Origin of the sequence: Campylobacter sp. CFSAN093238 (assembly GCF_012898015.1) — a bacterium.
GTDB lineage: Bacteria > Campylobacterota > Campylobacteria > Campylobacterales > Campylobacteraceae > Campylobacter_D > Campylobacter_D jejuni.
In genome coordinates, this window is the sequence record NZ_CP040611.1 from 744,065 (window position 1) to 767,703 (window position 23,639).

Consider the following 23,639-nt stretch of genomic DNA (forward strand, 5'->3'; position numbering starts at 1 on the left):
GATAAATGTTTGTGAGTGTAGATTTTTTTAAAACCTTTGATATTTCAAATAATGAAAGATTAAAAGCTAAAAAAGTGCAGGGTAAAAAATATGAAATTTTTCTTAATGAAAATGAGCAAAGTCTTATAACTCCTAAAGTGTCTTTTAAAGAAATTTTGAGGTATTATTATCTTTATCCTAAAAATGCCATTCCTTCTTTTAAATTACCTTTTTTTAAGCCTGATTTGAGTGATTTTAGCACCCCACATATTACTTGGCTTGGCCATTCTTCGCTTTTTATAAGTTTTAAAGAGTATAAAATTTTGATTGATCCTATTTTTAACACTCATGCTTCGCCCATTTCTTTTATCAACAAGGCTTTTAAAAATGCTCCTGTTTATAATATAAATGATTTTAATGAAATTTTTGCTGTGATTATCACGCATTCGCATTTTGATCATTTAGATGCTAAGAGTGTAAAAGCTTTAAAAGAAAAAGCACGATTTTTTATCACACCTTTAAAAGTGGGAAATTATCTAAAAAGCTATGGGGTGAGCGAGAAAAAAATCATAGAGCTTGATTGGTGGAGTGGAATAGAATTTGGTGATTTAAAAATCATTGCAACACCTGCACAGCACAGTTCAAGTAGGGGAGATGGTAAAAACAAAACCCTTTGGGCTTCTTTTGTGATGGAATTTTTAAGTGTAGATAAGAGAGTGTTTTTTAGCGCAGATGGAGGGTATTTTACGCATTTTAAAAAAATAGCTGAGTATTTTGGAGATTTTGACTTAGCTTGTCTTGAAAGCGGACAATTTAATATCGCCTGGCCATATTCACACTCTTTTCCTGAGCAAATTTTAAAAGAAGCAAAAGATCTTAATGCAAAAGCTGTCATGCCTATACATTGGGGGAGATTTTTAGCAGGAACTCATGCGTGGAATGAGGTGGTAAAATTTCTTTATGAAAATTTAGATTTACCCCTTATCACACCAAAAATGGGCGAGGCTTATGAAGTAGGAGCTAAATTTAAACAGGATTTTTGGTGGAAAGAAGAATAAATTAACACAAGTTTATAATTTATATTTTGGCTTTTGCTATAGTTTTATAAAACTAAAAAAGGAGATTTTGTGAAAATCATTCAATGGAATGGAGCAGAATTTAGCCCAAAAGAAGTGAAAATCAATGTTTTAATTGACAATGAAAAAGGTAAAGAAATTCAAATTTTATTAGCTAAAGATAGCGTGATGAAAGAGCATAAAGCTCCTTTTGCTATACATGTTCAAGTTTTAAGCGGTAAAATTTGGTTTGAAGTGGAAAAGGAAAAATTTGAATTAAATGTTTTAGATATGATAAGCCTAGAGGCAAATGTAGCGCATTCTTTAGGTGGATTGGAAAATTCTATAATAAGATTGAGTTTAAATAAATCAGATAGTGTTCAAAGGGTAAATGCTGTGCTTAAAAAGCCTTAAAGTAATTTTAAGGCTTTAGGGCTTAATAAGAAGCAATGAAATTTGCTATTCTTTCTAAACCTTTTTTGATAAGCTCATCGCTTGTGGCATAAGAAAGCCTAAAATATCCATCCATTCCAAAACCTATACCTGGAACAACGGCAACTTTTTCTTGTTCAAGCAATTTTTGGCAAAATTTCATAGAATCTTTTTCTATTTTTTGTATATTTACAAAAAGATAAAAAGCACCTTCTGGTTTATAAACACTGATATTTGGGATTTGTTTAAGTATGTCTAAGGCTAAGTTACGGCGTTTTTCAAAGGCTTGACGCATTTTTTCTATATCTTTATCACATTCTCCATTTAAAGCAGGAATGGCTGCATGTTGAGTGATGGAGCAAATATTTGAAGTGCTTTGTCCTTGAAGTCTTTTAACGGCTGAAATTAGGGCTTTATTTTTGCTTGCCATATAGCCAAAACGCCATCCTGGCATAGCTCCACATTTGCTAAGTCCGTTAATGGTCACAGTGCGTTTTAAAGCATCTTTGCTTACACTTGCAAAAGCTACAAAATCAAAACCATCATAGCGAAGTTTTTCATACATTTCATCACTTAAAACAGTGATTTGCGTTCCTTCTAAAACTTTAGCAATTTGAGTTAATTCTTCTTTAGAATAAATCGATCCCACAGGATTTGAAGGAGAATTTAACATTAAAACCTTGGTTTTAGCTGTGATAGCTTTTTTTAATTGTTCAGCGGTAATTTTAAAGCCATTTTCTTCTAAGCCTTCTATAAATACAGGTTTTCCACCTGCAAATTTTACCATTTCAGGATAGCTTACCCAGTAAGGACTAGGGATAATGACTTCATCATCTTTTTCTACTAAGCATTCTATACATTCAAAAAGAGAGTGTTTTGCACCTACATTGCTGATGATTTCATTTGTTTCATAATCAAGATTATTATCTTTTTTAAATTTGGTTTGAATAGCTTTTAATACTTCAGGAATTCCCGCAATAGCAGTGTATTTTCCACATCCTTTTTCAATAGCACTTATAGCGGCATTTTTGATAGTTTGTGGTGTGTCAAAATCAGGTTCGCCCGCTGAAAAACTAATGATATCCTCGCCTTTAGCTTTAAGTTCATTGGCAAGTGCAGTGATGGCTAAAGTGATAGATTCTTCTAAAACTTGAGATCTTTTTGTAAGCATTTTTCAATCCTTAATAGTTTTTGTTTAATTTTAGCAGAAAATTGCATTTTTACAATAAATTTAATTTAAAAATGAGTTATAAATTTTAATAAATGTGAAAATTTGTATTAATTTTTTAGGAAAAATTAATACGCATAATAATACATATAATTTTATGTATTATAAAAAATTATTATTTTTGTGATTCATGTTGTTTTAATATAAGATTTTCAAGTTTTAAAATTTTCTTTTCTAGCTTTTCTAGTTTGTCATCGCAATTTGCATCTATGGCTCTAATATTTTTATTTTTACGCTCTTCAATAATATAAGCAGGAATTCCAACAGCAGTTAAATTTGCACCTACATCCTTAACCACTACAGCATTTGAGCCTATTTTGGCATTTTCTCCTATGGTGATATTGCCAAGTACTTTTGCACCTGAACCTATGATCACTCCTTTTTTTATGGTTGGATGGCGTTTAGTACCTTTTTCAAGACTTGTTCCACCTAAAGTAACGCCTTGATAAATTAAAACATCATCTTCTATAATTGCTGTTTGGCCTATAACCACTCCATTGGCATGATCTATAAAAACACGCCTTCCAAGTTCTGCGCCAGGGTGTAAATCTACCCCAGTTAGAAATTGTGAAATTCCGCTAATTATTCTGGCAATGCGTTTAAAATTTCTTATGTAAAAAAAGTGTGCAAAGCGGTAATTTACTATAGCCCACATTCCAGGGTAATTAAAAAAAAGTTCTATACAAGAATTAAAAGCTGGATCTTGTGCCTTTGGCTGAGAAAAATCTTCTTTTATAATACCCCAAAAATTCATCTAAACTCCTATGCTTTTTAAATAACCATTATCATTTAAGAAAAGATAAAGTTCGCCTAAAATATGCTTTTTTTGCTTATCATTTACAAGCTTAGAATTACTTATGCGTTCATTAAGTATATCCATGATAGCGTGTATATCATAGTCTAAATCTTCTAAGGTATCAAGTATAGATTGCGCTTCTATAATCCCCTCGACTTCATAGCCTTTTTCATTGATGCTTATAATAGCTTCAGTAGGATGAGTAAAAAGATTGTGTTTCATTCCAAGTACTTCTTGATAGGCACCTACAAGAAAAAACCCTAGAAAATAATTTTCTTTTTCTACATCTACATCGTGCAAAAATAAAGGTTTATCTTTAGAGTATGAAATTTCTCCATCGCTATCGCAGGTTATATCCCAAATACTTGCACTTCGTGTCGGTTCTTCATCTAAGCGATCAAGTGGCATGATGGGGAAATTCTGTTCTAAACCCCAAAAATCAGGCATGCTTTGAAAGAGCGAAAAATTTACCAAATACCTTTCTTGCACTTCATCTTGTATGGCAAGTAAATCCGCAGGATTTTGCTTATCGCCTAAAAGCAAGATGGCTTTTTTTGTAATCAAATGAGTTAAAATTTCAGCATTGGAACGATCTTGTAAATCCACATAGCCCAAATCAAAAAGAGTTAAAATACTCTCTAAATGATCTATGCTATCGTGCAAGTATTCTAAAGCATTGGAAGGTTTTATACTTTTATAAAGATCATAAAGCTCATCGATAAGTTTTGGATTTTGTTTTTTAAGTATGAGTTTGTTTTCTGCGTATTCTTGAGAAAAAAGTTCTAATACAGGAGCGATTAAAACAGCGTGATTAGCTGCTACAAAACGTCCACTTTCTATGAAAATATCAGGCTCTAAATCTTTTTTTTGTTCGGCTATGTTTTTTAGGATAAAAACTACATCGTTAGCGTATTCTCTTAGGGTGTAATTTCTACTTTTTTCATTTTTAAATTGTGAGTATTCCACAGCTAAACCGCCACCAAGATTGATAGCTTTTAGATTTTTAGCTCCCATTTTTCTAAGTTCTGTATAGATATTTCCTGCTTCATTTAAGGCTTTTTTCAAGGGGTGAATTTCGGTAATTTGTGAGCCTAGATGAAAGTGAATCATGGTAAATTGTTCTAAAAGTTTGTTTTCTTTGAGTAAATTTACCGCTTCTATGAGTTCAGTGGATGTAAGTCCAAATTTAGAATTAATCCCACCGCTTTTTGCCCAAATTCCAACTCCAGCAGAATGCAAACGTACACGTAAGCCTATATTTGGTTTAGGTTTAAAGCGTTCTTTAGCTATGTCTATGATAGCTTCAAGTTCATTAAGTCCTTCTATGGTTAAAGTGATATTATGTCCCATTTCAGCTGCGATAAAGCCTATGTTGATAAGTTCTCTATCTTTAAAGCCATTTACGGTAATAGGTGCGCCTTCGTTATTATAAGCCATAGCGAGTAAAAGCTCTGCCTTAGAACCTGCTTCAAGTCCATAGTTATAGTCTTTTCCAAGTTTTACAAGATTTTTTACAAAACCAGGGTATTGATTGACCTTTAAAGGATAAACAGCGTTAAATCCTCCTTTATAGCCAAATTCCTTTCTTGCTTTATTGAAATTTCCGTAAATATTTTCAATTTGTTTTTGGATAAGATGAGGAAATCTTAAAAGTAAAGGTCCCTTGTATCCATCATCTCTTAATTCTTTAACTATATCAATAATAGCAGGTTTTTTCTCGTAATTGATACAAACTTTACCATTTTTGATAATGAAATTTTCATTTCCCCAAATATCAATACCATAATCCATCATAAAACCTTCTTTAAGTCTGAAATTTTAATCATTTTTTCTTCTTTTTTTGCTAAATTTTTATAAAACAAACTTTCATTTTGTGCTTCATTTTCTCCCATGCAAAGAAAAATTTCAGTATTATTTTTATCCGCGTTTTCAAGATGTTTGGCTAGTTTTCTTGCTTCATAGCTTAAAAGTACTTTATATTCTTTTCTTAAATTTGTAGCGATATGCAAAAGTTTTTGGATATAAATTTCATCCATAGCACAAAGATAAATTCCTTCTCTTTGAATCTTTTCTTCTTTTTGTTCTAAAATAGTTATAATTCTTTCTATACCCATGGCAAAACCTATACCATAGCCACTTTTTCCACCTAAATACTCTATAAGTCTATCGTAGCGTCCTCCACCTGCGATAGCAGCCTTTGCTCCTATTTCATCGCTTATAAATTCAAAAGCCGTTTTAGAATAATAATCCAAACCCCTCACAAGTTTTGAATCTAACTCAAATTTAACTCCATTATCCTTTAAAATTTGTTGCAGTGTTTCAAAGTCTTTTTGGCAAGAGGTGCATAAATTATTGATCAAAAGCGGAGCATTTTCAAGCAAATTTTGACAATGCTCATTTTTACAATCTAAGACACGAATAGGATTTAAATTTTTTCTACGCAAACAATCTTCACAAAAACCTTCTTTGGAATCTAAGAATTCAACGAGCCTATCGCGGTATTTTGGCAAGCATTGTAAGCAGCCTAAAGAATTAAGTTGAAGTTTAAAATCAATACCAAGGCGTGAGAAAATTTCTACTAGCATTAAAATAATGCTTGCATCTTCATAAACATTAGGTATGCCAAGGCTTTCAACTCCAAATTGATGAAATTCTCTTAAGCGACCCTTTTGAGGTCTTTCATAACGAAACATAGAACCATGATAAAACCATCTTTTCACACTAGTGTTTTTATCGAGTTTTTTTTCTATATAGGCACGCACCACCCCAGCAGTTCCTTCAGGACGCATGCAAACATGATTTTCGCCTTTATCGATAAATTCATACATTTCTTTACCTACTATATCAGAACTTTCTCCTACGCTTCTTTTAAAAAGGGTGCAAAGTTCTAAATGCGGTGTATTGATAAAAGTAAAGCCATAGTTTTTAGCTACTTCTTCGCAGGTTTTAATCACTTTTTCATAATAATATGCATCTTTATCTAATAAATCTTTCATTCCTTTTAAAGCGTTAATCATTGTAAAAATTCCTTTATTTGTTGGTGTAATTTTTCTTTACTTTCTTTTGCGTCAAGTGTTAAAATTTCTACAGAAATTTTTTCTTTTAAAAAATGAAGCACTTTTTCGAGTTTGTCCTGTACACTTAAAAAATACTCAATGCCACGTTTTTCTATACTATCTAGTTCTTTTTGACTGAGGCGTTCTTGGATAAGGTTTGCATCTCCTTTTAAAAAGATAATTTTTTGTGGAAAAAAATTTTCTAAAGCAAAACTATTTAAAGCAAAAAGCAAATCGTTTTCAAAATCTTTGGCATAAGCCATGCCTGAAATAAAACTTCTATCGCTAATAATGAGTTTGTTTTGATTGGTTTTTAAGATTTCTTCAAAATGTTGAGCACGATCAGCTAAAAAAAGCAAGAGTTCAGCTCTTTTGTTAATAGGATGAGTTTTATTAAGTAAAATTTCTCTTAAATGTTTTCCAAGTTCTGTTCCGCCAGGTTCGAGTGTGAAAATGGCATCTTTGTAAATTTCTTTTAAAAGTGAAATTTGCGTACTTTTTCCTACGCAGTCAATACCTTCAAAAACTACATACAAGATTGATCCTTTAAAAAAGGTAGAATTTCTTTTGGAACAAGAGAACTTACATCACCCCCATGTGCTACTATAGAACGCACAATAGAACTTGAAATAAAAGCATGTTTTAGACTTGGCATAAGATAAATGGTTTCCATATCTTCCCAAAGTGCGTGATTTGCATAGCCAATTTGCAATTCGTATTCAAAATCACTCACTGCTCTAAGTCCACGGATTATAGTATTAACTTTTAATTCTTTGGCTAAATCTACAAGTAAATTATCAAAAGCAATGATTTTAACATTTTTTAAATTTTGTGTTGCGAGCAGGGCTAGTTCTTTGCGTTTTTCTAAATCATAGCAAGGTTTTTTATGTTCACTTTTTGCTATGGCAACGATGACTTCATCAAAAATTTTTAAAGCCCGTTTTATAACATCTAAATGCCCGTTGGTAATAGGATCAAAAGTCCCAGGATATAAACAAGTCATTTTTGCTCCAATTTTTTTTAAAAATATAACAAATTTAAACTAAAAATTTTGCCATTTTTCATATAAATTGTGTTTTATTTCTAAAAGATCTAACCATTTACCTGCGATAAAATTTTCCATTTGCTCTAGATTGTTTGCTTTAGAATAGCTTGCGATAATAGGAGGGGCGATAATAACTCCCATTTGGCTAAGTTTTAACATATGTTCTAAATTTAAAGTAGAAAAAGGCATTTCGCGTACGCCTAAGATAAGTTTTTTTCTTTCTTTTAAGGCCACTGCTGCAGCACGCATTAAAAGAGTGTCTGCAAAACCAGCGTGAATTTTTGCTAAACTTGAAATTGAACAAGGAGCAATGATGGTTTTTTCTATTCCAAAAGATCCACTTGCTACACTTAGACTTAAATTTTTATCATCTAAAAAATAAGTGTATTTAAAATTTTCTTGACAAATTTCTTCTAAATTTGCTTGATTTTCAGTTTTGAAGCTAAGTTTTGCACCTTGGGTTAAAATGCAATAAAGTTCGCATTGGTTTTCTAGATTTTTTAATAATTTTAAGCCTAAATTGACACTGCTTGAACCAGAAATTCCTAATAAAACCTTCATTGTATAATCATCCTATTTTTACCCACTACGATGCCTTGCATAACTTTACCTTCTTTGTTTTTTGCACGAATCCTTTCGCCCATATTTGCACTTTGCAAAGCCACAAGTTCGATTAAAACATCAACATTTGCTTCGCTTAAAATCCCGATTATAGGATCATTTCGGCGTATTAAAGCTGTGGTTTTAAACATATTTGCTCTTAAAATGGCGTTTTTGTTAATATTGCTTTTAGCTACAAGATTATCTACATCATCTAAGGTTAAGGCATTTAAAGGAACTTTATCAAAATCAATCAATACGTTTTTATAGTCAAAAGCTCCAAGTTTATCTCCTCTTTTTATAGCGCGTTCGCTTTTTAAAACTTCTAAATTTGCTTGAATGAAATATCTAAAAAATACATTTTTTTGTATATTTTGCGGAGTTTTAAATTCAGCCCTTAAAAAGCCTTGTGCTTGATTAAAACGCCCATTAGCGATTCTTAGAAATTCATATTGATCAAAATCTTTAGGCAATGATGTTATTTTTAAATCAATTTGAGAAATTATAATTTTAGGAAAATTATTTCTAAATTCTTTAGCTAGTGCTGTTTTGATTTCTTCTAAACTAGCTGCTTGGATATAATTTATCACAATAAAAAAAGTTAAAAAAATAATTTTCATTTTTATCCTAAGAATTATAATGCAATAAATAGTATTTTAGCTTTTATAAGTTTAACAAAGCCTTTAGAAGGCTTTGTATAGAGTTAAAAAGTAGGGATAACAGAGCCTTTGTATTTTTCTATGATAAAATTTTTAATTTTATCGCTTGTTAAAATTTCTTTAATAACAAGACTTTTTTGACTTGTTTCTTCACCTTTTCTTGTAGCTAAAACAATAGCATATAAACTATCTTTATCTTCCATAAAAATACCATCTTTTAAAGGGTTTAAGCCTGCTCCAAGAGCATAGTTTGTGGTAATAATAGCCAAATCAGTATCATTTAGGGCTCTTGGAAGTTGTGCGGCTTTAAGCTCTATAAATTTAAGTTTTTTTGGATTTTTACTTATGTCAATAGGGGTTTTAAGGGTGCTTTGACTTTTAAATTCTATTAAATTTGCTTTAGCTAGTAAATCAAGGGCTCTGCTTTCATTGGTAGCATCATTAGGTATAGCGATTTTAGCACCATTAGGAATGTCTTTTATATCTTTTATGGAGTTAGAATATATAGCCATAGGAACTAAAACAATAGCACCTAAAGAACTTAAATTTGTTCCTTTGTGGGTATTAAAATCATCTAAAAAAGGTTTATGCTGATATAAATTTGCATCTAAATCTTTCTCATTTAAAGCGATATTAGGTATATTATAGTCATTAAATTCCTTAACTATCAACCTCCAACCTTTTTCTTGAAATAAGGGTTTAGAGAAATTTAAAATTTCAGCATAAGGCGTTGGTGTTGCACCTATGATTATGGTTTTATCTGCCCCAAAACTAAGGCTAATTGTAAATAAAACACTTAAAAATATTTTTTTAATATTCATGCTATACTCCTAAAAAGCTGGGATTAATATATCTTTATAATGTTCATTAATGATGGCTTTAAATTTATCGCTTCTTAAAATTTCATCAATTACTTTGGTTTTTTCGCTATTTTTATCTTCTGAGCGTACCACAACATAATTTACATAAGGGCTATTTTTATCTTCCCTAAAAATAGTATCTTTACTTGGATTCAGACCAGCTCCAAGTGCGAAATTAGAATTAATTATAGCAATATCAACATCATCCAAAGCCCTTGGAAGTTGTGCGGCTTTAAGCTCTATAAATTTAAGTTTTTTTGGATTTTTGTTTATGTCCAATGGGGTTTTTAGAGTATTTTTGTTAAGCTCTATTAATTTTGCTTTCTCTAAAAGCTCTAAAGCTCTGCTTTCATTGGTCGCATCATTAGGTATAGCAACTCTAGCACCTTCTTTAAGATTTTCTAAATTTTTGATTTTTTTACTATAAACTCCTACTGGAGCTATAAGTACAGGCGTTGTTGCAATTAAATTTGAACCTTTTTTTAGGTTGTATTCTTCTAAAAAAGGTTTGTGTTGATATAAATTTGCATCAAGTTCTTTTTCCTCTAATGCACGATTGGGCAAAATATAGTCTGAAAATTCTACTATTTTAAGCTCATACCCTTTGTTTTTAAAATCATCTTTCATTAGTTCTAGTAAGCTACCAAAAGGATTTGGAGTGACTCCTATAGTAATGTTTTGTGCAAATAGGCTAGATAAATTTAGAGTGCAAGCGAGTATAATAATTTTAAATAAATTCATAAAAACTCCTTTGTATTTAAGAAAAAAGTCCCTAGGTAAGGGACAAAATTAAAAAGCAGGTAAAACAGATCCGTTGTATTTTTCTATGATAAATTGTTTGATTTTATCACTTTGTAGAGCTTGGATTAAGGCTTTGATTTTTGGATCGTTTTCATGTCCCACTCTTACAACAAGAATGTTTGCATACGGGCTTTCTTTATCTTCGATAAATACGCTATCTTTTGCAGGATTTAGATTTGCAGAGAGAGCGTAGTTGGAATTAATTACAGCAAAATCAACATCATCTAAAGCTCTTGGAAGTTGTGCGGGCTTTAATTCTATAAATTTAATTTTTTTAGGATTGTCTATAATATCAAGAGGTGTTTTTAAAGCCTTATCTTTAAATTTTACCAAACCTTTTTTTGTAATAATATCTAAAGCTCTACTTTCATTGGTTGGATCATTTGGAATGGCGATTTTAACCCCTTCTTTAATATCATCTAGACTTTTATATTTCTTGGAGTAAACAGCCATAGGTTCTATGTGTATGGCAGCTACTTTGATAAGTTTGGTGCCTTTGTTTTTATTAAATTCTTCCAAATAAGGAGTGTGTTGGAAAAAATTTGCATCGGCTTCTCCGTTATCAACAGCTAGATTAGGTAAAACATAATCTGTAAATTCTTTGATTTCAAGTTTATAGCCTTGTTTTTCTAAATCAGGTTTTACTTGTTCTAGGATTTCAGCATGAGGGACGGGAGTTGCTGCAACTGTGATGGTTTCTAATGCATTTGCATTAAGACTTAATGTTAAAATACTTGCTATAAATAAAGATTTGATTTTCATTTTTTTCCTTTTTAGTCATTTTGTGCTTGCTTTAATCTTAATAAATTCACTCTGACTATCAGGAAGAAGCATATAAAAACTTGTTGATAGTCAGATTAACGCATCTGATACATCATTTTAATTCCTTTAATTTTTTGTTTAAATTTTACTTAAAAAAACTTATATTTATCTTAAAAGGAGATATAATCTCCTTATTTTTTGAAACCTTTATAAAGCAAACTTCCTAAAAATAAGATAAAAACAATTACTTGCCAAAAGAAATTTTCATCATTGTTTATATTGATAACTATACTAACTCCAAGTAAAATCAATAGAGTGGCAATGATATATGTAGTTTTACTATTTTTAGCCCAAGTATAAAATAAATTACCTAGAATTTGAACTAATTGAACTAATATAAGTAAAATAACTACAGTTTGAATCATAACTTCTTTGTTAAATCTTTCATAACCATAGCGAATAGCTACATCTCCTAATCCTCCTCCACCGACAGTTCCAGCAAGAGCAGAAAAACCAATGGTAAAGATCAAAGTTAGGGTAATTCCGCTAATTATAGCAGGAAGAGCTTCACTAAAGATAACCTTGAAAATAATTTGAATATTGCTAGCACCATAACTTTTTGCAGCTTCTATGATTCCTTTGTCTATTTCTTTAAAAGCGCTTTCAAGCATCTTTGCCAAGTAAGGAGCTATTCCGATAGCTAATGGAACTATGGCAGCATTTGTACCTATGCTTGTGCCTACTATGATTTTAGAAAGTGGTAAAAGAACAACTATAAGAATTAAAAATGGAAAGGCGCGTAATATATTGGTAATAAAATCTAAAATACTATAAGCGATTTTATTTTCTTTAATTCCATTTTTATCCCAAATAGCAAGTAAAATTCCAGGAATGATAGCCAATAAAAATCCAAATAGTACAGCCATTAAACTCATATAAATTGTTTCATTAAGCGCAGGTTTTAAAATGTTTTCATAATTTTCATTGAAACTCGTGATAGAACTTAAACTCACTTCTTTAATATCCTGCCAAGAAAATTCATTAAAAAATTGAGAAATTCTACTAAAAAAAGCACTGATGATAGAGATGTTTTCTTCATTCATGATGCCACCTCCCATAATACTCCACTTTTTTCTATGTAATCAAGAACCTTGTCTTTATCCTTTTCATTTATATTTATAACTAAATTTCCCAAGGCTTTTCCATTCAGTTTTTCTATTTTACCCCAAACTATGTTAAAGTCTATATTTAGAGTTCTTGCCATATGAGTAATGACGCTATTTTGGGCAACTTCTTTTGGAAAGTAAAGTTTGATATTAAGTCCGTGCTCAGGCAAGAAGTCGCTTTCTCCTAAAAATTCTTTCATTTTGGCATTAGGCCTTAAAAAAAGCTCATCAATTACTCCACTTCCTATGATTTGTCCATGTTCAAGTAATAAAGCTTTTTGAGCTATGTCTTTTACCACATCCATTTCGTGAGTTACTAAAACAACAGTAATCCCAAATTCAGCATTGATTTTAGATATAAGCTCTAAAATATTTTTTGTAGTGTTTGGATCAAGAGCCGAAGTAGCTTCGTCACTAAGTAAAATTTTTGGGTTTAAAGCTAAGGCTCTAGCAATAGCAACGCGTTGTTTTTGCCCTCCGCTCAGTTCTCTTGGGTAGGATTTGTTTTTATGATCAAGCCCTACGATTTCAAGTAAGGAATTGACTTTTTGGGCAATTTCTTTTTCGCTCATGTATTCTTTATTAAAAAGCTTGGCATGAAATTTACACTGAGTATAGTGTGTTCTTAAAGGCATAGCAACATTTTCAAATACATTTTTGCGCTCCATTAGGGCAAAATTTTGAAAAATCATCCCTATATCTTTTCTAAGCATTCTTAACTCTTTTGATTTTTTTTGACTTAAATCTTTAATTTCTTGATCAAAGACTTTTAAACTTCCTTCTTGATAATTCTCAAGTCCATTAATACATCTTAAAAGAGTGGATTTTCCAGCTCCACTATGACCTACTATGGCGTAAATTTCACCCTTTTTAATCTCCAAAGAAACATCGTTTATCACGAGTTCCTTGCCATAATATTTTTTTAAATTTTTTATTTTTATCAAATTTTTAACCTCTTAGATTTTGAAGTTCAACTGATATTTTTTCAAGTTGAATTTTTAAATTTTCTAGAGCTTCTTTATTTTGCTCCACCACCTCTTTAGGTGCGTTAGCGATGAATTTTTCATTTGAAAGCATGGAGTTAAGCTTGAAACTTTCTTTTTCAAGCTTATTTTTTTGATTTTCAAGTCTTGTTAAAATACCACTTAAATCAACATTTTCAAGCGTAATAAAAATTTCTAAATTCTCGCTAACATCACATATTGCCTTTGGTAATTTTTCTTCACTAAATTCTATTTGCTCGCACTTTGCGAGCATTATGATAAAATTCATATAAGCTTTGATTTCATCTTTGATTTTTTTATCGTTAAATTTGATATAAGCTTTTTCTATTTTAGAATTTCCAAGATCGATTAAACTTTTAGCACGGCGGATACTAACTATGCTTTCTATGAGCAAAGAAAAGATTTTTTCTATATTTTTATCTTGTTCTTTAAATTTTGGATATTTGCTTATCATAATAGAAGGGCTTGTTTTAAGTTCTGTATCGCTTAGTTTGTGGTATAAATACTCGCTGATAAAAGGCATGAAAGGATTTAAAAGTTTTAAAGCTTCTTTGAAAATACTACCAAGTTCTTTAACGCTTGATTTTTCGGCTTTGCTAAGCTCTATACCCCAATCGCAAAAATCATCCCAAAAGAATTTATATAGAGTATTAGCCGCATCATTAAAGCGATAATTGTCTAAATTTTCTCTTACATCCTTAACACAAGTTTGAAATTTGGCATAAATATATTTTGCTAATTCTGAATGAAGTGTGATATTTTCCAAATCTTCAAATTTACTTTCATTTAAAAGCAGATAATTTGTAGCGTTATAAATTTTATTTGTAAAATTTCTAACTTGTAAAAGTTTATCATTGCTAAGTTTAATATCGCGTCCTTGTATAGCAAGAAGTGCTAAAGTAAAGCGTAAAATATCAGCACTATATTCTTTAATGCTTTCATTTGGGTCGATAACATTTCCAAGGCTTTTACTCATTTTTCTACCTTGCTCATCTTTCACAAGAGCATGTAAATAAATATCTTTAAAAGGAAGTTGATGTAAGGCATTAGTGCTTTGAAACATCATTCTAGCCACCCAGAAAAATAAAATATCAAAACCTGTAATGAGTAAAGAATTGGGATAAAAATCTTTTAAATCCTTTTCAGACCAAATTTTATCTTTACCCCAATTTTCATTTCCCCAGCCTAGAGTACTCATAGCCCAAAGTCCTGAAGAAAACCAAGTATCAAGCACATCTTCATCTTGTTTGAAATTTTGACTTTGACATTTTGGACAAGTTTTAGGCGTATGTTGGCTTGCCCATTCATGAGAGCATTCGCAATAATACACAGGAATTTGATGCCCCCACCAAAGTTGTCTTGAAATACACCAATCTCTTAAATCTTTCATCCAAGCATTAAAGCTATTTATCCAGTGATTTGGGTAAAATTTACTTTCTCCAAGCGCAACTTTTTCTATACTTTCTTGGGCGATTTCTTTTTTTACAAACCATTGTTTGGAGATATAAGGTTCAACTATATTGTTGCAACGATAACAATATCCTATTTGATTGTTATACTCTTCTATTTTTTCTATAAAACCAAGACTTTCAAGTTTGGCTACGATTTTTTCTCTTGCTTCTAAGCGTTCTAAACCTTGAAACTCTAAACAATGTTCGTTTAAAATTCCTTTTTCATCAAAAACACTTATAAAATCTAAATTATGTCTAAGTCCTACTTCATAATCGTTCATGTCATGAGCGGGAGTAACTTTTACAACTCCTGTTCCAAATTCTTTTTCTACATGTTCATCGGCTATGATTTTAATGGCTTTTTTGCTTATAGGCAAAATCACTTCTTTGTCCACAAATTTAGCATAGCGTTCATCATCAGGATGCACCATAACTGCAGTATCGCCAAAAAAAGTTTCAGGACGCGTTGTGGCTACTACTAAAAATTCATCGCTATCTTTTAAAAAGTATTTAATATGATAAAGTTTTCCTTTGTTTTCTTTGTATTCAACTTCTATATCACTTAAAGCGCCATCATGAGTACACCAATTTATCATGTAGTTTCCACGTACAATAAGTCTTTTATCATAAAGTTCTACAAAGGCTTTTTTTACGGCATTAACCAAACCTTCATCCATAGTAAAACGCAAGCGACTCCATGCAGGAGTGATGCCTAGTGTTCTCATTTGGTCTAAAATTTTTCCACCGCTTTGCTCTTTCCACTCCCAGACTTTTTCTATAAATTCCTCTCTACCTAGTTCTTCTTTTTTAATGCCTTGAGCAAGGAGTTGTTTTTCTACAACATTTTGAGTGGCAATACCTGCGTGATCAAGCCCTGGTTGATAAAGAACCTTATAGCCATCCATTCTTTTATAACGCGTCATAATATCTTGTAGAGTAAAAGTTAAAGCATGTCCTATGTGTAAAACTCCAGTGACATTAGGAGGAGGCATCATAATGCAGAAATTTTTATCTTTTTCTTGTATGGTTTTATTGCCATCGATTTCAAAATATCCGCGTTCTTCGCAAATTTGATAATACTCTTTTTCTAAATTTTTATCATACATTATTTGCCTTTATTGTTTTAGCTTATTTAATAGAGCTAATTTCTATAATTTCACAAAACGGGAAGAAATATTGTGCTGTATTAAGTCCAGTTTTCAAACTTTTGATATGTTTAGAAAAATCACTTCCTTTGCCATCTTTTTTAATTTGAAGTTTAAGTCTTTCTAAAATTTCTTCACGTGCTACATGTTCATTTAATTCTTTTGGATTGTTTAAATATGGGCTTAATCTATCTAAACTAATATATTTATAAGCTTTTTTCATATCTGAAAAGATAATTTCTTTGTTATAGATAGTTAATTTCATTTCCCCTTTTGGTAGCATTTTAACAAAAATACTTAGATAATAATCTTTTGCATTATCTTGTATAATGCTTAGCATATCTTTTAACAGATTGATTCTGTATTGGCTTAAAAATTTTCCATCTAAAACATAAACTTTCATATTTTCTGTGCTAAGCTCAGGTTCTAAACGACTGTTTTTTCCTATGTTTAGATACTCTCTAGCGGTATTTAGATATTTATTTTTGTTTGATTTGTTTGATTGAAGTTCTTTTTTTACAGCTCTTTCTCTTTCTAAGATCTTTTGTTGTTTACTGATTTCTTTTTTAAGAGCTTCTATTTTGGCTTGTTTATTTTCTTGTTTTAATTTTCCTTTATCCGTATCTAAAATTTGCTTATTTTCATTTGTATTAATATTATTACTTGTATTGGTGTCATTATTTAAGCTTTGATTGTTTTCGCTTATTGATGTATTAAATGTATCGTTATTTAAGCTTTGATTTTCGTCTAATAATGGGTTTGTTTCTTGCTTTTGGATGGTATTGTTATTAGTATTTACATTTGATGAACTATTGTTGGTTTGGATCGAGGGTGAATAGGAATTATCGTAGTTATTGGTATACGATTTTTGTTCGGTGTAAGTGTTGGTATTTAAGGTGTAATTCTTTGGTTTTGAATATTCAAAAAGATAATAATATGTTCCACCTAATATCACAATAACAGCAATTAATATGCCAACAATAATAGAAAAAATTTTCAAATTCATTTGCTATCCCTTAAAAACAGAAAGTTAAATAATTTAGCATTGTACTATAATCTAATATAAAGTAATTTTAAATTTTTATATTTTTAAGTAATTTTTTTTTATAATTTTAACTTTTATAAGGAAAATAATGCCACTTTCAAAATTAAATAATGAACAATATCTTGCTGCTACTGCTGATTTTGGACACAATCTTGTTATTGCAAGTGCAGGGACGGGAAAAACTTCTACTATTGTTGCAAGAATTTCTTATCTTTTAAGCAAGGGAGTGGCACCTCAAAAAATCATGCTTTTAACTTTCACAAATAAAGCCAGCAAAGAAATGATAGGGCGTTTAGGGAAATTTTTTGATAAAAATATTACCAGTAAAATACTTGCAGGAACTTTTCATAGTACGGCTTATACCTTACTTAGAAATGCGGATAAAAATATAGCCTTAAAGCAAGCAAGCGAGTTAAAAACTCTACTTAAAAGTGTCTATGAAAAAAGAACTTTTAGGCATTTAAGTGATATAAAACCTTATCAATCAAGTTATTTATATGATCTTTATTCTTTGTTTCAAAACAAAGCGCACAATCAAGATTTTTATACTTGGTTTTGCCAAAACTACGAAGATCAAAGTATTTATGCTGAAATTTATGAAGATATTTTAAAAGAATATGATAATGAAAAAAAGCGTTTTAATTATGTAGATTTTAATGACTTGCTTATCAATCTAAAAGATCTTTTAAAAGAAGAAAAATATGAATTTGATGAAATTTTAGTAGATGAATATCAAGACACAAATACTTTGCAAAGTTCCTTAATAGAGGCTTTTCATAGTAAAAGTTTGTTTTGCGTAGGGGATTATGATCAAAGTATTTATGCTTTCAATGGAGCGGATATTAATATCATAGGTGGGTTTAAAGATCGTTTTAAAGATGCAAAAATTTTTTCTTTAAATAAAAACTACCGTTCATCAAGAAGTATTTTAGCTTTGGCTAATAAAGTGATTTTAAATAACGAAAGATTATATCCAAAAGAACTTATTGTTACAAGAAATGATGAGTTTAAAGCCCCATCTTTGCTTACTTTTGAAGAATTATTTGATCAGTATCAAAATATAGCCAAAATGATACTTACAAGCGGAGTAAGTTTGGAAGAAATTGCCGTGATTTTTCGCAACAACTCAAGTGCTGATGGGGTTGAAGTAGCTTTAAGGGAGCAGGGCATTGCAAGTGTGAGAAAGGGAAGTGGAAGTTTTTTTGAAAGTTTAGAAGTTAAAGCTTTTAGCTCTATGCTTGCTCTTGTGGTAAATCCTAAGGATATTATGGCTTTTATTCATTTGGTTCAATACACCAAAGGTGTGGGTGGAGTTTTAGCAAAAGAAATTTTTGACGCACTTTTAAAATTAGGGCATGGAAATTTAATAAAAGGTTTTTTAGATCCTGATAAAAATGTAAATTTGCAAAATCATCAAAAAAGAAATTATCAACTTGGGCTTTTTGCGGATTTAGAAGAATTAGCCAGCGAAACTCGTTTTAAATTTGAGAGTGAATTTGATGCACATCCTATTTTAAAACTTTCAAAAATCAATGATTTATGTGCTAGAAATTTAGAAAAAATTTATCTTTTTTTAAAAAAAGCTATGGAAATAAAACATTCTTTGACTTTGGTAAATTTAATTTGTGAAAATTCTTTTTATAGAGAAATTTGTGAAGAACTTGCAACCAAAAGAGCAACAAATAAAGCAGGACAGGTGGATTTATTAAGAAAGAGTGAAAATTTAGAAAAAATAGAAACAAAATTCAATGTCTTAAAAGAGCTTACAAAAAATTATAGCGATATTTATAAGTATTATAATTTTCTAACTTTAGGTGCAAGTGAAATGAGTAGTGGCAAAGGAGTTAATTTGCTTAGCGTACATGCAAGCAAGGGCTTGGAATTTGATCTTGTTTTTGTGATTGATCTTGCGCAAGGTCGCTTTCCTAATCAAAAGCTTATGGGAATGGGTGGAAGTTTAGAAGAAGAAAGAAGGCTTTTTTATGTTGCAGTAACTAGGGCAAAAAATATACTTTATTTAAGCTATGCTAAATATGATAAAAATAAAAAAACTTCTTTCGCTCCTTCTCGTTTTCTTATAGAAGCAGGGCTTTGCAAGGGAGAGTTAACTATAGATTGATAAAATTTCCTTTATATTATTATAAAGAAAGGTTTATTTTATGAAAAAAATATTAATTTTTAAGTTTAGCAGCAGCAAGTTTTTTAAATGCTGAAATTTTAGTTTATGGTCCAGGTGGTCCCGCTCCTGTGCTAAAAGAGCTTGCTTTAAAATTTGAAGAAAAAACAAAAGAAAAGGTGATTGTAACCGCAGGTCCAACTCCAGCTTGGATAGACAAAGCAAAAGAAAATGCAGATTTGATTTTTTCAGGCAATACTTCAATGATGGATGATTTTGCTAAAAAATTCCAAGTTTAAGTTTGGAAAATTTAAGCGTTTTAAATGTGCGTCCATCAGGTATTATCGTGCGTCCAAATAATCCAAAAAATATTAAAAATTTTGAAGACATTTTAAAAGATGGCATAAATGTTATGGTGGTTGATGGTGCAGGACAAGTTGGACTTTATGAAGATATGGCTTTAAAAAGTGCAAAAAGAGAAAATTTGGTAAAATTACGTAAAAATATAAAAATTTATGCTAAAAATTCCAAAGCTGCTGTAGATGAGTGGAATAACAATCCAAATATTGATGCTTTAATCATTTGGTCTCATTGGGCAAAGGCTTTAGGCGATGATAAAGCTTTATTTATCAAAGATAAAAATGCAGTGATTTATCGTGCAGCTGAAATTGCTCCTACAAAAAAAGGTTTAGAAAATAAAAAAGCTTTAGAATTTGTAGATTTTATTAAGAGTAAGGAAGCTCAAAAAGTGTGGAAAAAATATACTTGGAAAGAAGTAAAATAATTTTGAGTGAAATTAAAAAATAATTAATATTTATAGGATATAATCACTCCTAAAACATTAATTGCAATAATGTTTAAAATATCAAAAAAGGAAATTAAATGAGTACAGTAAATTTTAAAGGAAATCCTGTAAAACTTAAAGGAAATTCAGTAGAAGTTGGAGCAGATGCTCCTAAGGTAAATCTTAAAGCTAAAGATTTAAGCGTGATTGAAATCGGTGCAGCGGGTAAAACTCAAATCATTTTAAGTGTTCCAAGCTTAGATACACCAGTTTGTGCTACAGAGGCTAGAGAATTTAATAAAAAAGTAGCCAGTTACAATGGTGCTGAAGTGATTGTAGTAAGTATGGACTTACCTTTTGCTATGGGAAGATTTTGCAGTACAGAAGGTATTGAAAATTTAAGTGTTGCAAGTGATTTTGTGGCAAAAGAATTTGGTGAAAAATATGGTGTTTTGATAAATGAAGGTGCTTTAGAAGGGCTTTTAGCTCGTGCCGTATTTGTGATTAAAGAGGGTAAAGTGGCATATAAAGAACTTGTAAATGAAATCACAGAAATGCCAGATATTGCAAAACTTGATGCATTTTTTGGTGGCTCTAGCTGCTGCGGTGGTTGTGGTTGCCATTAATTTTGATTAAGCCCATTCTTAGGGCTTAATTTTTATATCTTCATTTTTTTATTATTTTAAGTTGATTATATTTTAATTGTTAAGTTGATTATTTTTAATATTTATTTTGTGTAATAATAATATAAAAAGGACAATAAAACTCCTATAAAATAGAGCTTTAAAATTATTATTTTTATTAAAATTTCAAGAGATTTTTATACTTCATTTTTTATAATAAGATGATTTTTTTATTTTGGAGGAATAAGGATGAATAGAAGGGATTTTATTAAAAATACCGCTATTGCAAGTGCTGCTAGTGTTGCAGGGCTTAGTGTTCCAAGCTCTATGCTTGGCGCGCAAGAAGAAGATTGGAAATGGGATAAAGCTGTTTGTAGATTTTGTGGAACTGGCTGTGGAATTATGATAGCTAGAAAAGATGGCAAAATCGTAGCAACAAAAGGTGATCCTGCAGCACCCGTAAATCGCGGACTTAATTGTATCAAAGGTTATTTTAATGCTAAGATCATGTATGGTGAAGATCGTCTTGTTATGCCTTTGCTTCGCATGAATGAAAAAGGCGAATTTGATAAAAAAGGCAAATTTCAACAAGTTTCTTGGCAAAGAGCCTTTGATGAAATGGAAAAACAATTTAAAAAAGCCTACAATGAACTCGGCGTTACAGGTATAGGGATTTTTGGTAGTGGGCAATACACTATCCAAGAAGGTTATGCTGCTTTAAAGCTTGCAAAAGCGGGTTTTAGAACAAATAATATCGATCCAAATGCAAGACATTGTATGGCCTCTGCAGTGGTTGGTTTTATGCAAACTTTTGGTGTAGATGAGCCATCAGGCTGTTATGATGATATAGAGCTTACAGATACTATTATCACTTGGGGAGCTAATATGGCTGAAATGCACCCAATCCTTTGGTCAAGAGTAAGTGATAGAAAACTAAGCAATCTTGATAAGGTTAAAGTTGTGAATCTAAGCACTTTTTCTAACCGTACTTCAAATATTGCTGATATTGAAATTATTTTTAAACCAAATACAGATTTGGCTATTTGGAACTACATAGCAAGAGAGATTGTTTATAATCATCCAGAGGCTCTGGATATGAAATTTATCAAAGATCACTGCGTATTTGCAACTGGTTATGCTGATATTGGTTATGGTATGAGAAATAATCCAAATCATCCAAAATTTAAAGAAAGTGAAAAAGATACGGTTGAAAAAGAAAATGTAATCACTTTAGACGATGAAGAGGCTACTTCTTTATCTTATCTTGGCGTTAAAGCGGGTGATAAATTTGAAATGAAACATCAAGGTGTGGCTGATAAAAACTGGGAAATTTCTTTTGACGAATTTAAAAAAGGTTTAGCCCCTTATACTTTAGAATACACTGCAAGAGTAGCCAAAGGTGATGATAATGAGTCTTTGGAAGATTTTAAGAAAAAACTTCAAGAATTAGCTAATCTTTACATAGAGAAAAATCGCAAAGTCGTAAGTTTTTGGACTATGGGCTTTAATCAACACACAAGAGGTTCTTGGGTAAATGAACAAGCTTATATGGTACATTTTTTGCTAGGAAAGCAAGCTAAACCAGGTAGTGGAGCCTTTTCTTTAACAGGACAGCCAAGTGCCTGTGGAACAGCTAGGGAAGTAGGAACTTTCTCACATCGTTTGCCTGCAGATATGGTTGTAGCCAATCCAAAACACAGAGAAATTTCTGAAAAAATTTGGAAAGTTCCTGCAAAGACTATCAACCCAAAACCAGGTTCTCCTTATCTTAATATCATGAGAGATTTAGAAGATGGAAAAATTAAATTTGCATGGGTGCAAGTGAATAATCCATGGCAAAACACTGCAAATGCAAATCACTGGATTGCAGCAGCAAGAGAAATGGATAATTTTATTGTTGTAAGTGATTGTTATCCTGGAATTTCAGCAAAAGTAGCTGATCTTATTTTACCAAGCGCTATGATTTATGAAAAATGGGGTGCTTATGGTAATGCTGAAAGAAGAACTCAACATTGGAAACAACAAGTCTTACCTGTAGGTGCTGCCATGAGTGATACTTGGCAAATTTTAGAATTTGCAAAACGCTTTAAGCTTAAAGAAGTTTGGAAAGAGCAAAAAGTGGATAATAAGCTTACCTTGCCAAGTGTTTTAGAAGAGGCAAAAGCTATGGGTTATAGCGAAGATGATACACTTTTTGATGTACTATTTGCCAATAAAGAAGCAAAAAGCTTTAATCCAAACGATGCCATCGCAAAAGGCTTTGATAATACCGATGTTAAAGGTGATGAGAGAAAAATTCAAGGCAGTGATGGAAAAGAATTTACAGGCTATGGCTTTTTCGTTCAAAAATATCTTTGGGAAGAATATCGTAAATTTGGCTTAGGACACGGACATGATTTAGCGGATTTTGATACCTATCATAAAGTAAGGGGTTTAAGATGGCCTGTGGTTAATGGCAAGGAAACACAGTGGAGATTTAATACTAAATTTGATTATTATGCTAAAAAAGCGGCTCCAAATTCAGATTTTGCTTTTTATGGTGATTTTAACAAAATGCTTACAAATGGGGATTTAATAGCTCCTAAAGATGAAAAAGAGCACAGTATTAAAAATAAGGCTAAAATTTTCTTTAGGCCATTTATGAAAGCACCTGAAAGACCAAGTAAAGAGTATCCGTTCTGGCTTGCAACAGGAAGGGTTTTAGAGCATTGGCATAGTGGAACTATGACTATGCGTGTGCCTGAGCTTTACCGTGCTGTGCCTGAAGCACTTTGCTATATGAGTGAGAAAGATGGAGAGAAATTAGGCTTAAATCAAGGTGATTTGGTTTGGGTGGAATCTCGTCGTGGTAAAGTAAAAGCAAGAGTAGATATGCGTGGAAGAAACAAACCGCCTGTAGGACTTGTGTATGTGCCGTGGTTTGATGAGAATGTATATATCAATAAAGTTACTTTGGATGCGACTTGTCCGCTTTCAAAACAAACTGACTTTAAAAAATGTGCTGTAAAAATTTATAAGGCTTAATTTAGGGT

Annotated in this window: 20 protein-coding genes and 1 pseudogene; 6 read left to right on the top strand and 15 right to left on the bottom strand. The window is 31.2% G+C overall.

Annotation, left to right across the window (positions count from 1 at the left end; all coding sequences use genetic code 11):
- Positions 1 to 5: 5 nt before the first annotated feature.
- Together FBF21_RS03915 and FBF21_RS03920 are read left to right on the top strand one after the other, a co-directional pair.
- A complete protein-coding gene (locus FBF21_RS03915; RefSeq protein WP_002876106.1) occupies positions 6 to 1,037 on the top strand; it encodes an MBL fold metallo-hydrolase in 1,032 nt (343 codons plus the stop codon).
- Positions 1,038 to 1,106: 69 nt separating this feature from the next.
- Positions 1,107 to 1,448: a cupin domain-containing protein gene (locus tag FBF21_RS03920; RefSeq protein WP_002859799.1), complete on the top strand. Its 342-nt coding sequence runs from the start codon at positions 1,107 to 1,109 to the stop codon at positions 1,446 to 1,448.
- 22 nt (positions 1,449 to 1,470) lie between these two features.
- Here the strand turns inward: FBF21_RS03920 and FBF21_RS03925 are convergent, their stop codons facing one another.
- The 15 genes from FBF21_RS03925 to FBF21_RS03995 all read right to left on the bottom strand — a co-directional run bounded on the left by FBF21_RS03925 (position 1,471) and on the right by FBF21_RS03995 (position 17,045).
- Complete coding sequence (locus FBF21_RS03925; RefSeq protein WP_002876105.1) at positions 1,471 to 2,637, bottom strand: pyridoxal phosphate-dependent aminotransferase; 1,167 nt, start codon at positions 2,635 to 2,637, stop codon at positions 1,471 to 1,473.
- Between the two features lie 172 nt (positions 2,638 to 2,809).
- Complete coding sequence (gene cysE, locus FBF21_RS03930) at positions 2,810 to 3,448, bottom strand: serine O-acetyltransferase (RefSeq protein ID WP_168985441.1); 639 nt, start codon at positions 3,446 to 3,448, stop codon at positions 2,810 to 2,812.
- Entirely contained in the window at positions 3,449 to 5,284 is a 1,836-nt protein-coding gene (gene speA / locus FBF21_RS03935) for a biosynthetic arginine decarboxylase (protein WP_010891885.1), read from the bottom strand.
- Complete coding sequence (hisS, locus tag FBF21_RS03940; protein ID WP_002860747.1) at positions 5,281 to 6,507, bottom strand: histidine--tRNA ligase; 1,227 nt, start codon at positions 6,505 to 6,507, stop codon at positions 5,281 to 5,283. The genes speA and hisS overlap by 4 nt, the downstream gene beginning before the upstream one ends.
- Positions 6,504 to 7,082, bottom strand: coding sequence for a dTMP kinase (gene tmk, locus FBF21_RS03945; protein WP_002852526.1), 579 nt, complete (start codon positions 7,080 to 7,082; stop codon positions 6,504 to 6,506). The genes hisS and tmk overlap by 4 nt, the downstream gene beginning before the upstream one ends.
- Complete coding sequence (gene coaD, locus FBF21_RS03950) at positions 7,073 to 7,549, bottom strand: pantetheine-phosphate adenylyltransferase (RefSeq protein ID WP_002852633.1); 477 nt, start codon at positions 7,547 to 7,549, stop codon at positions 7,073 to 7,075. Before coaD ends, tmk begins: the two co-directional genes overlap by 10 nt.
- 39 nt (positions 7,550 to 7,588) lie before the next feature.
- Positions 7,589 to 8,152 (bottom strand): UbiX family flavin prenyltransferase, encoded by a 564-nt coding sequence (locus tag FBF21_RS03955; RefSeq protein ID WP_002860748.1) that lies wholly within the window; start codon positions 8,150 to 8,152, stop codon positions 7,589 to 7,591.
- Positions 8,149 to 8,811 (bottom strand): flagellar basal body P-ring formation chaperone FlgA, encoded by a 663-nt coding sequence (flgA, locus tag FBF21_RS03960; RefSeq protein ID WP_002869839.1) that lies wholly within the window; start codon positions 8,809 to 8,811, stop codon positions 8,149 to 8,151. Before flgA ends, FBF21_RS03955 begins: the two co-directional genes overlap by 4 nt.
- 83 nt (positions 8,812 to 8,894) lie before the next feature.
- A complete protein-coding gene (locus tag FBF21_RS03965) occupies positions 8,895 to 9,671 on the bottom strand; it encodes a MetQ/NlpA family ABC transporter substrate-binding protein (protein ID WP_020837038.1) in 777 nt (258 codons plus the stop codon).
- A gap of 9 nt (positions 9,672 to 9,680) precedes the next feature.
- Entirely contained in the window at positions 9,681 to 10,451 is a 771-nt protein-coding gene (locus tag FBF21_RS03970) for a MetQ/NlpA family ABC transporter substrate-binding protein (protein ID WP_042635830.1), read from the bottom strand.
- Positions 10,452 to 10,499: 48 nt separating this feature from the next.
- The gene (locus tag FBF21_RS03975; protein ID WP_002870174.1) at positions 10,500 to 11,273 is read right to left on the bottom strand and encodes a MetQ/NlpA family ABC transporter substrate-binding protein; all 774 of its coding nucleotides are present in this window, start codon (positions 11,271 to 11,273) and stop codon (positions 10,500 to 10,502) included.
- A gap of 191 nt (positions 11,274 to 11,464) precedes the next feature.
- Positions 11,465 to 12,376 (bottom strand): methionine ABC transporter permease, encoded by a 912-nt coding sequence (locus tag FBF21_RS03980; RefSeq protein ID WP_002870175.1) that lies wholly within the window; start codon positions 12,374 to 12,376, stop codon positions 11,465 to 11,467.
- On the bottom strand, positions 12,373 to 13,383 hold the full coding sequence (locus FBF21_RS03985) for a methionine ABC transporter ATP-binding protein (RefSeq protein ID WP_002870176.1): 1,011 nt from the start codon (positions 13,381 to 13,383) through the stop codon (positions 12,373 to 12,375). Before FBF21_RS03985 ends, FBF21_RS03980 begins: the two co-directional genes overlap by 4 nt.
- 4 nt (positions 13,384 to 13,387) lie before the next feature.
- Complete coding sequence (locus FBF21_RS03990; RefSeq protein WP_002870177.1) at positions 13,388 to 16,000, bottom strand: valine--tRNA ligase; 2,613 nt, start codon at positions 15,998 to 16,000, stop codon at positions 13,388 to 13,390.
- Positions 16,001 to 16,022: 22 nt separating this feature from the next.
- Positions 16,023 to 17,045 (bottom strand): hypothetical protein, encoded by a 1,023-nt coding sequence (locus FBF21_RS03995; RefSeq protein WP_002876098.1) that lies wholly within the window; start codon positions 17,043 to 17,045, stop codon positions 16,023 to 16,025.
- 127 nt (positions 17,046 to 17,172) lie between these two features.
- Between FBF21_RS03995 and FBF21_RS04000 the strand changes: the two genes are divergently transcribed.
- From FBF21_RS04000 to napA, 4 genes and pseudogenes are all read left to right on the top strand, one after another.
- The gene (locus FBF21_RS04000) at positions 17,173 to 19,203 is read left to right on the top strand and encodes an ATP-dependent helicase (protein ID WP_002857005.1); all 2,031 of its coding nucleotides are present in this window, start codon (positions 17,173 to 17,175) and stop codon (positions 19,201 to 19,203) included.
- Between the two features lie 95 nt (positions 19,204 to 19,298).
- Positions 19,299 to 19,984: pseudogene (gene peb2, locus FBF21_RS04005) on the top strand (AcfC family adhesin PEB2).
- Positions 19,985 to 20,082: 98 nt separating this feature from the next.
- Positions 20,083 to 20,610: a thiol peroxidase gene (gene tpx, locus FBF21_RS04010; protein WP_002856712.1), complete on the top strand. Its 528-nt coding sequence runs from the start codon at positions 20,083 to 20,085 to the stop codon at positions 20,608 to 20,610.
- Positions 20,611 to 20,856: 246 nt separating this feature from the next.
- The gene (napA, locus tag FBF21_RS04015) at positions 20,857 to 23,631 is read left to right on the top strand and encodes a periplasmic nitrate reductase subunit alpha (protein WP_002870179.1); all 2,775 of its coding nucleotides are present in this window, start codon (positions 20,857 to 20,859) and stop codon (positions 23,629 to 23,631) included.
- The last annotated feature ends 8 nt before the right edge of the window (positions 23,632 to 23,639 follow it).

Coding starts and splice junctions, on each gene's coding strand:
- coaD (WP_002852633.1), bottom strand. CDS start 7,549: ATGACTTGTTTATATCCTGGGACTTTTGATCCTATTACCAACGGGCAT.
- FBF21_RS03980 (WP_002870175.1), bottom strand. CDS start 12,376: ATGAATGAAGAAAACATCTCTATCATCAGTGCTTTTTTTAGTAGAATT.
- FBF21_RS04000 (WP_002857005.1), top strand. CDS start 17,173: ATGCCACTTTCAAAATTAAATAATGAACAATATCTTGCTGCTACTGCT.
- FBF21_RS03970 (WP_042635830.1), bottom strand. CDS start 10,451: ATGAATTTATTTAAAATTATTATACTCGCTTGCACTCTAAATTTATCT.
- FBF21_RS03975 (WP_002870174.1), bottom strand. CDS start 11,273: ATGAAAATCAAATCTTTATTTATAGCAAGTATTTTAACATTAAGTCTT.
- FBF21_RS03955 (WP_002860748.1), bottom strand. CDS start 8,152: ATGAAGGTTTTATTAGGAATTTCTGGTTCAAGCAGTGTCAATTTAGGC.
- FBF21_RS03915 (WP_002876106.1), top strand. CDS start 6: ATGTTTGTGAGTGTAGATTTTTTTAAAACCTTTGATATTTCAAATAAT.
- hisS (WP_002860747.1), bottom strand. CDS start 6,507: ATGATTAACGCTTTAAAAGGAATGAAAGATTTATTAGATAAAGATGCA.
- flgA (WP_002869839.1), bottom strand. CDS start 8,811: ATGAAAATTATTTTTTTAACTTTTTTTATTGTGATAAATTATATCCAA.
- tpx (WP_002856712.1), top strand. CDS start 20,083: ATGAGTACAGTAAATTTTAAAGGAAATCCTGTAAAACTTAAAGGAAAT.
- FBF21_RS03990 (WP_002870177.1), bottom strand. CDS start 16,000: ATGTATGATAAAAATTTAGAAAAAGAGTATTATCAAATTTGCGAAGAA.
- speA (WP_010891885.1), bottom strand. CDS start 5,284: ATGATGGATTATGGTATTGATATTTGGGGAAATGAAAATTTCATTATC.
- FBF21_RS03995 (WP_002876098.1), bottom strand. CDS start 17,045: ATGAATTTGAAAATTTTTTCTATTATTGTTGGCATATTAATTGCTGTT.
- FBF21_RS03965 (WP_020837038.1), bottom strand. CDS start 9,671: ATGAATATTAAAAAAATATTTTTAAGTGTTTTATTTACAATTAGCCTT.
- FBF21_RS03925 (WP_002876105.1), bottom strand. CDS start 2,637: ATGCTTACAAAAAGATCTCAAGTTTTAGAAGAATCTATCACTTTAGCC.
- cysE (WP_168985441.1), bottom strand. CDS start 3,448: ATGAATTTTTGGGGTATTATAAAAGAAGATTTTTCTCAGCCAAAGGCA.
- napA (WP_002870179.1), top strand. CDS start 20,857: ATGAATAGAAGGGATTTTATTAAAAATACCGCTATTGCAAGTGCTGCT.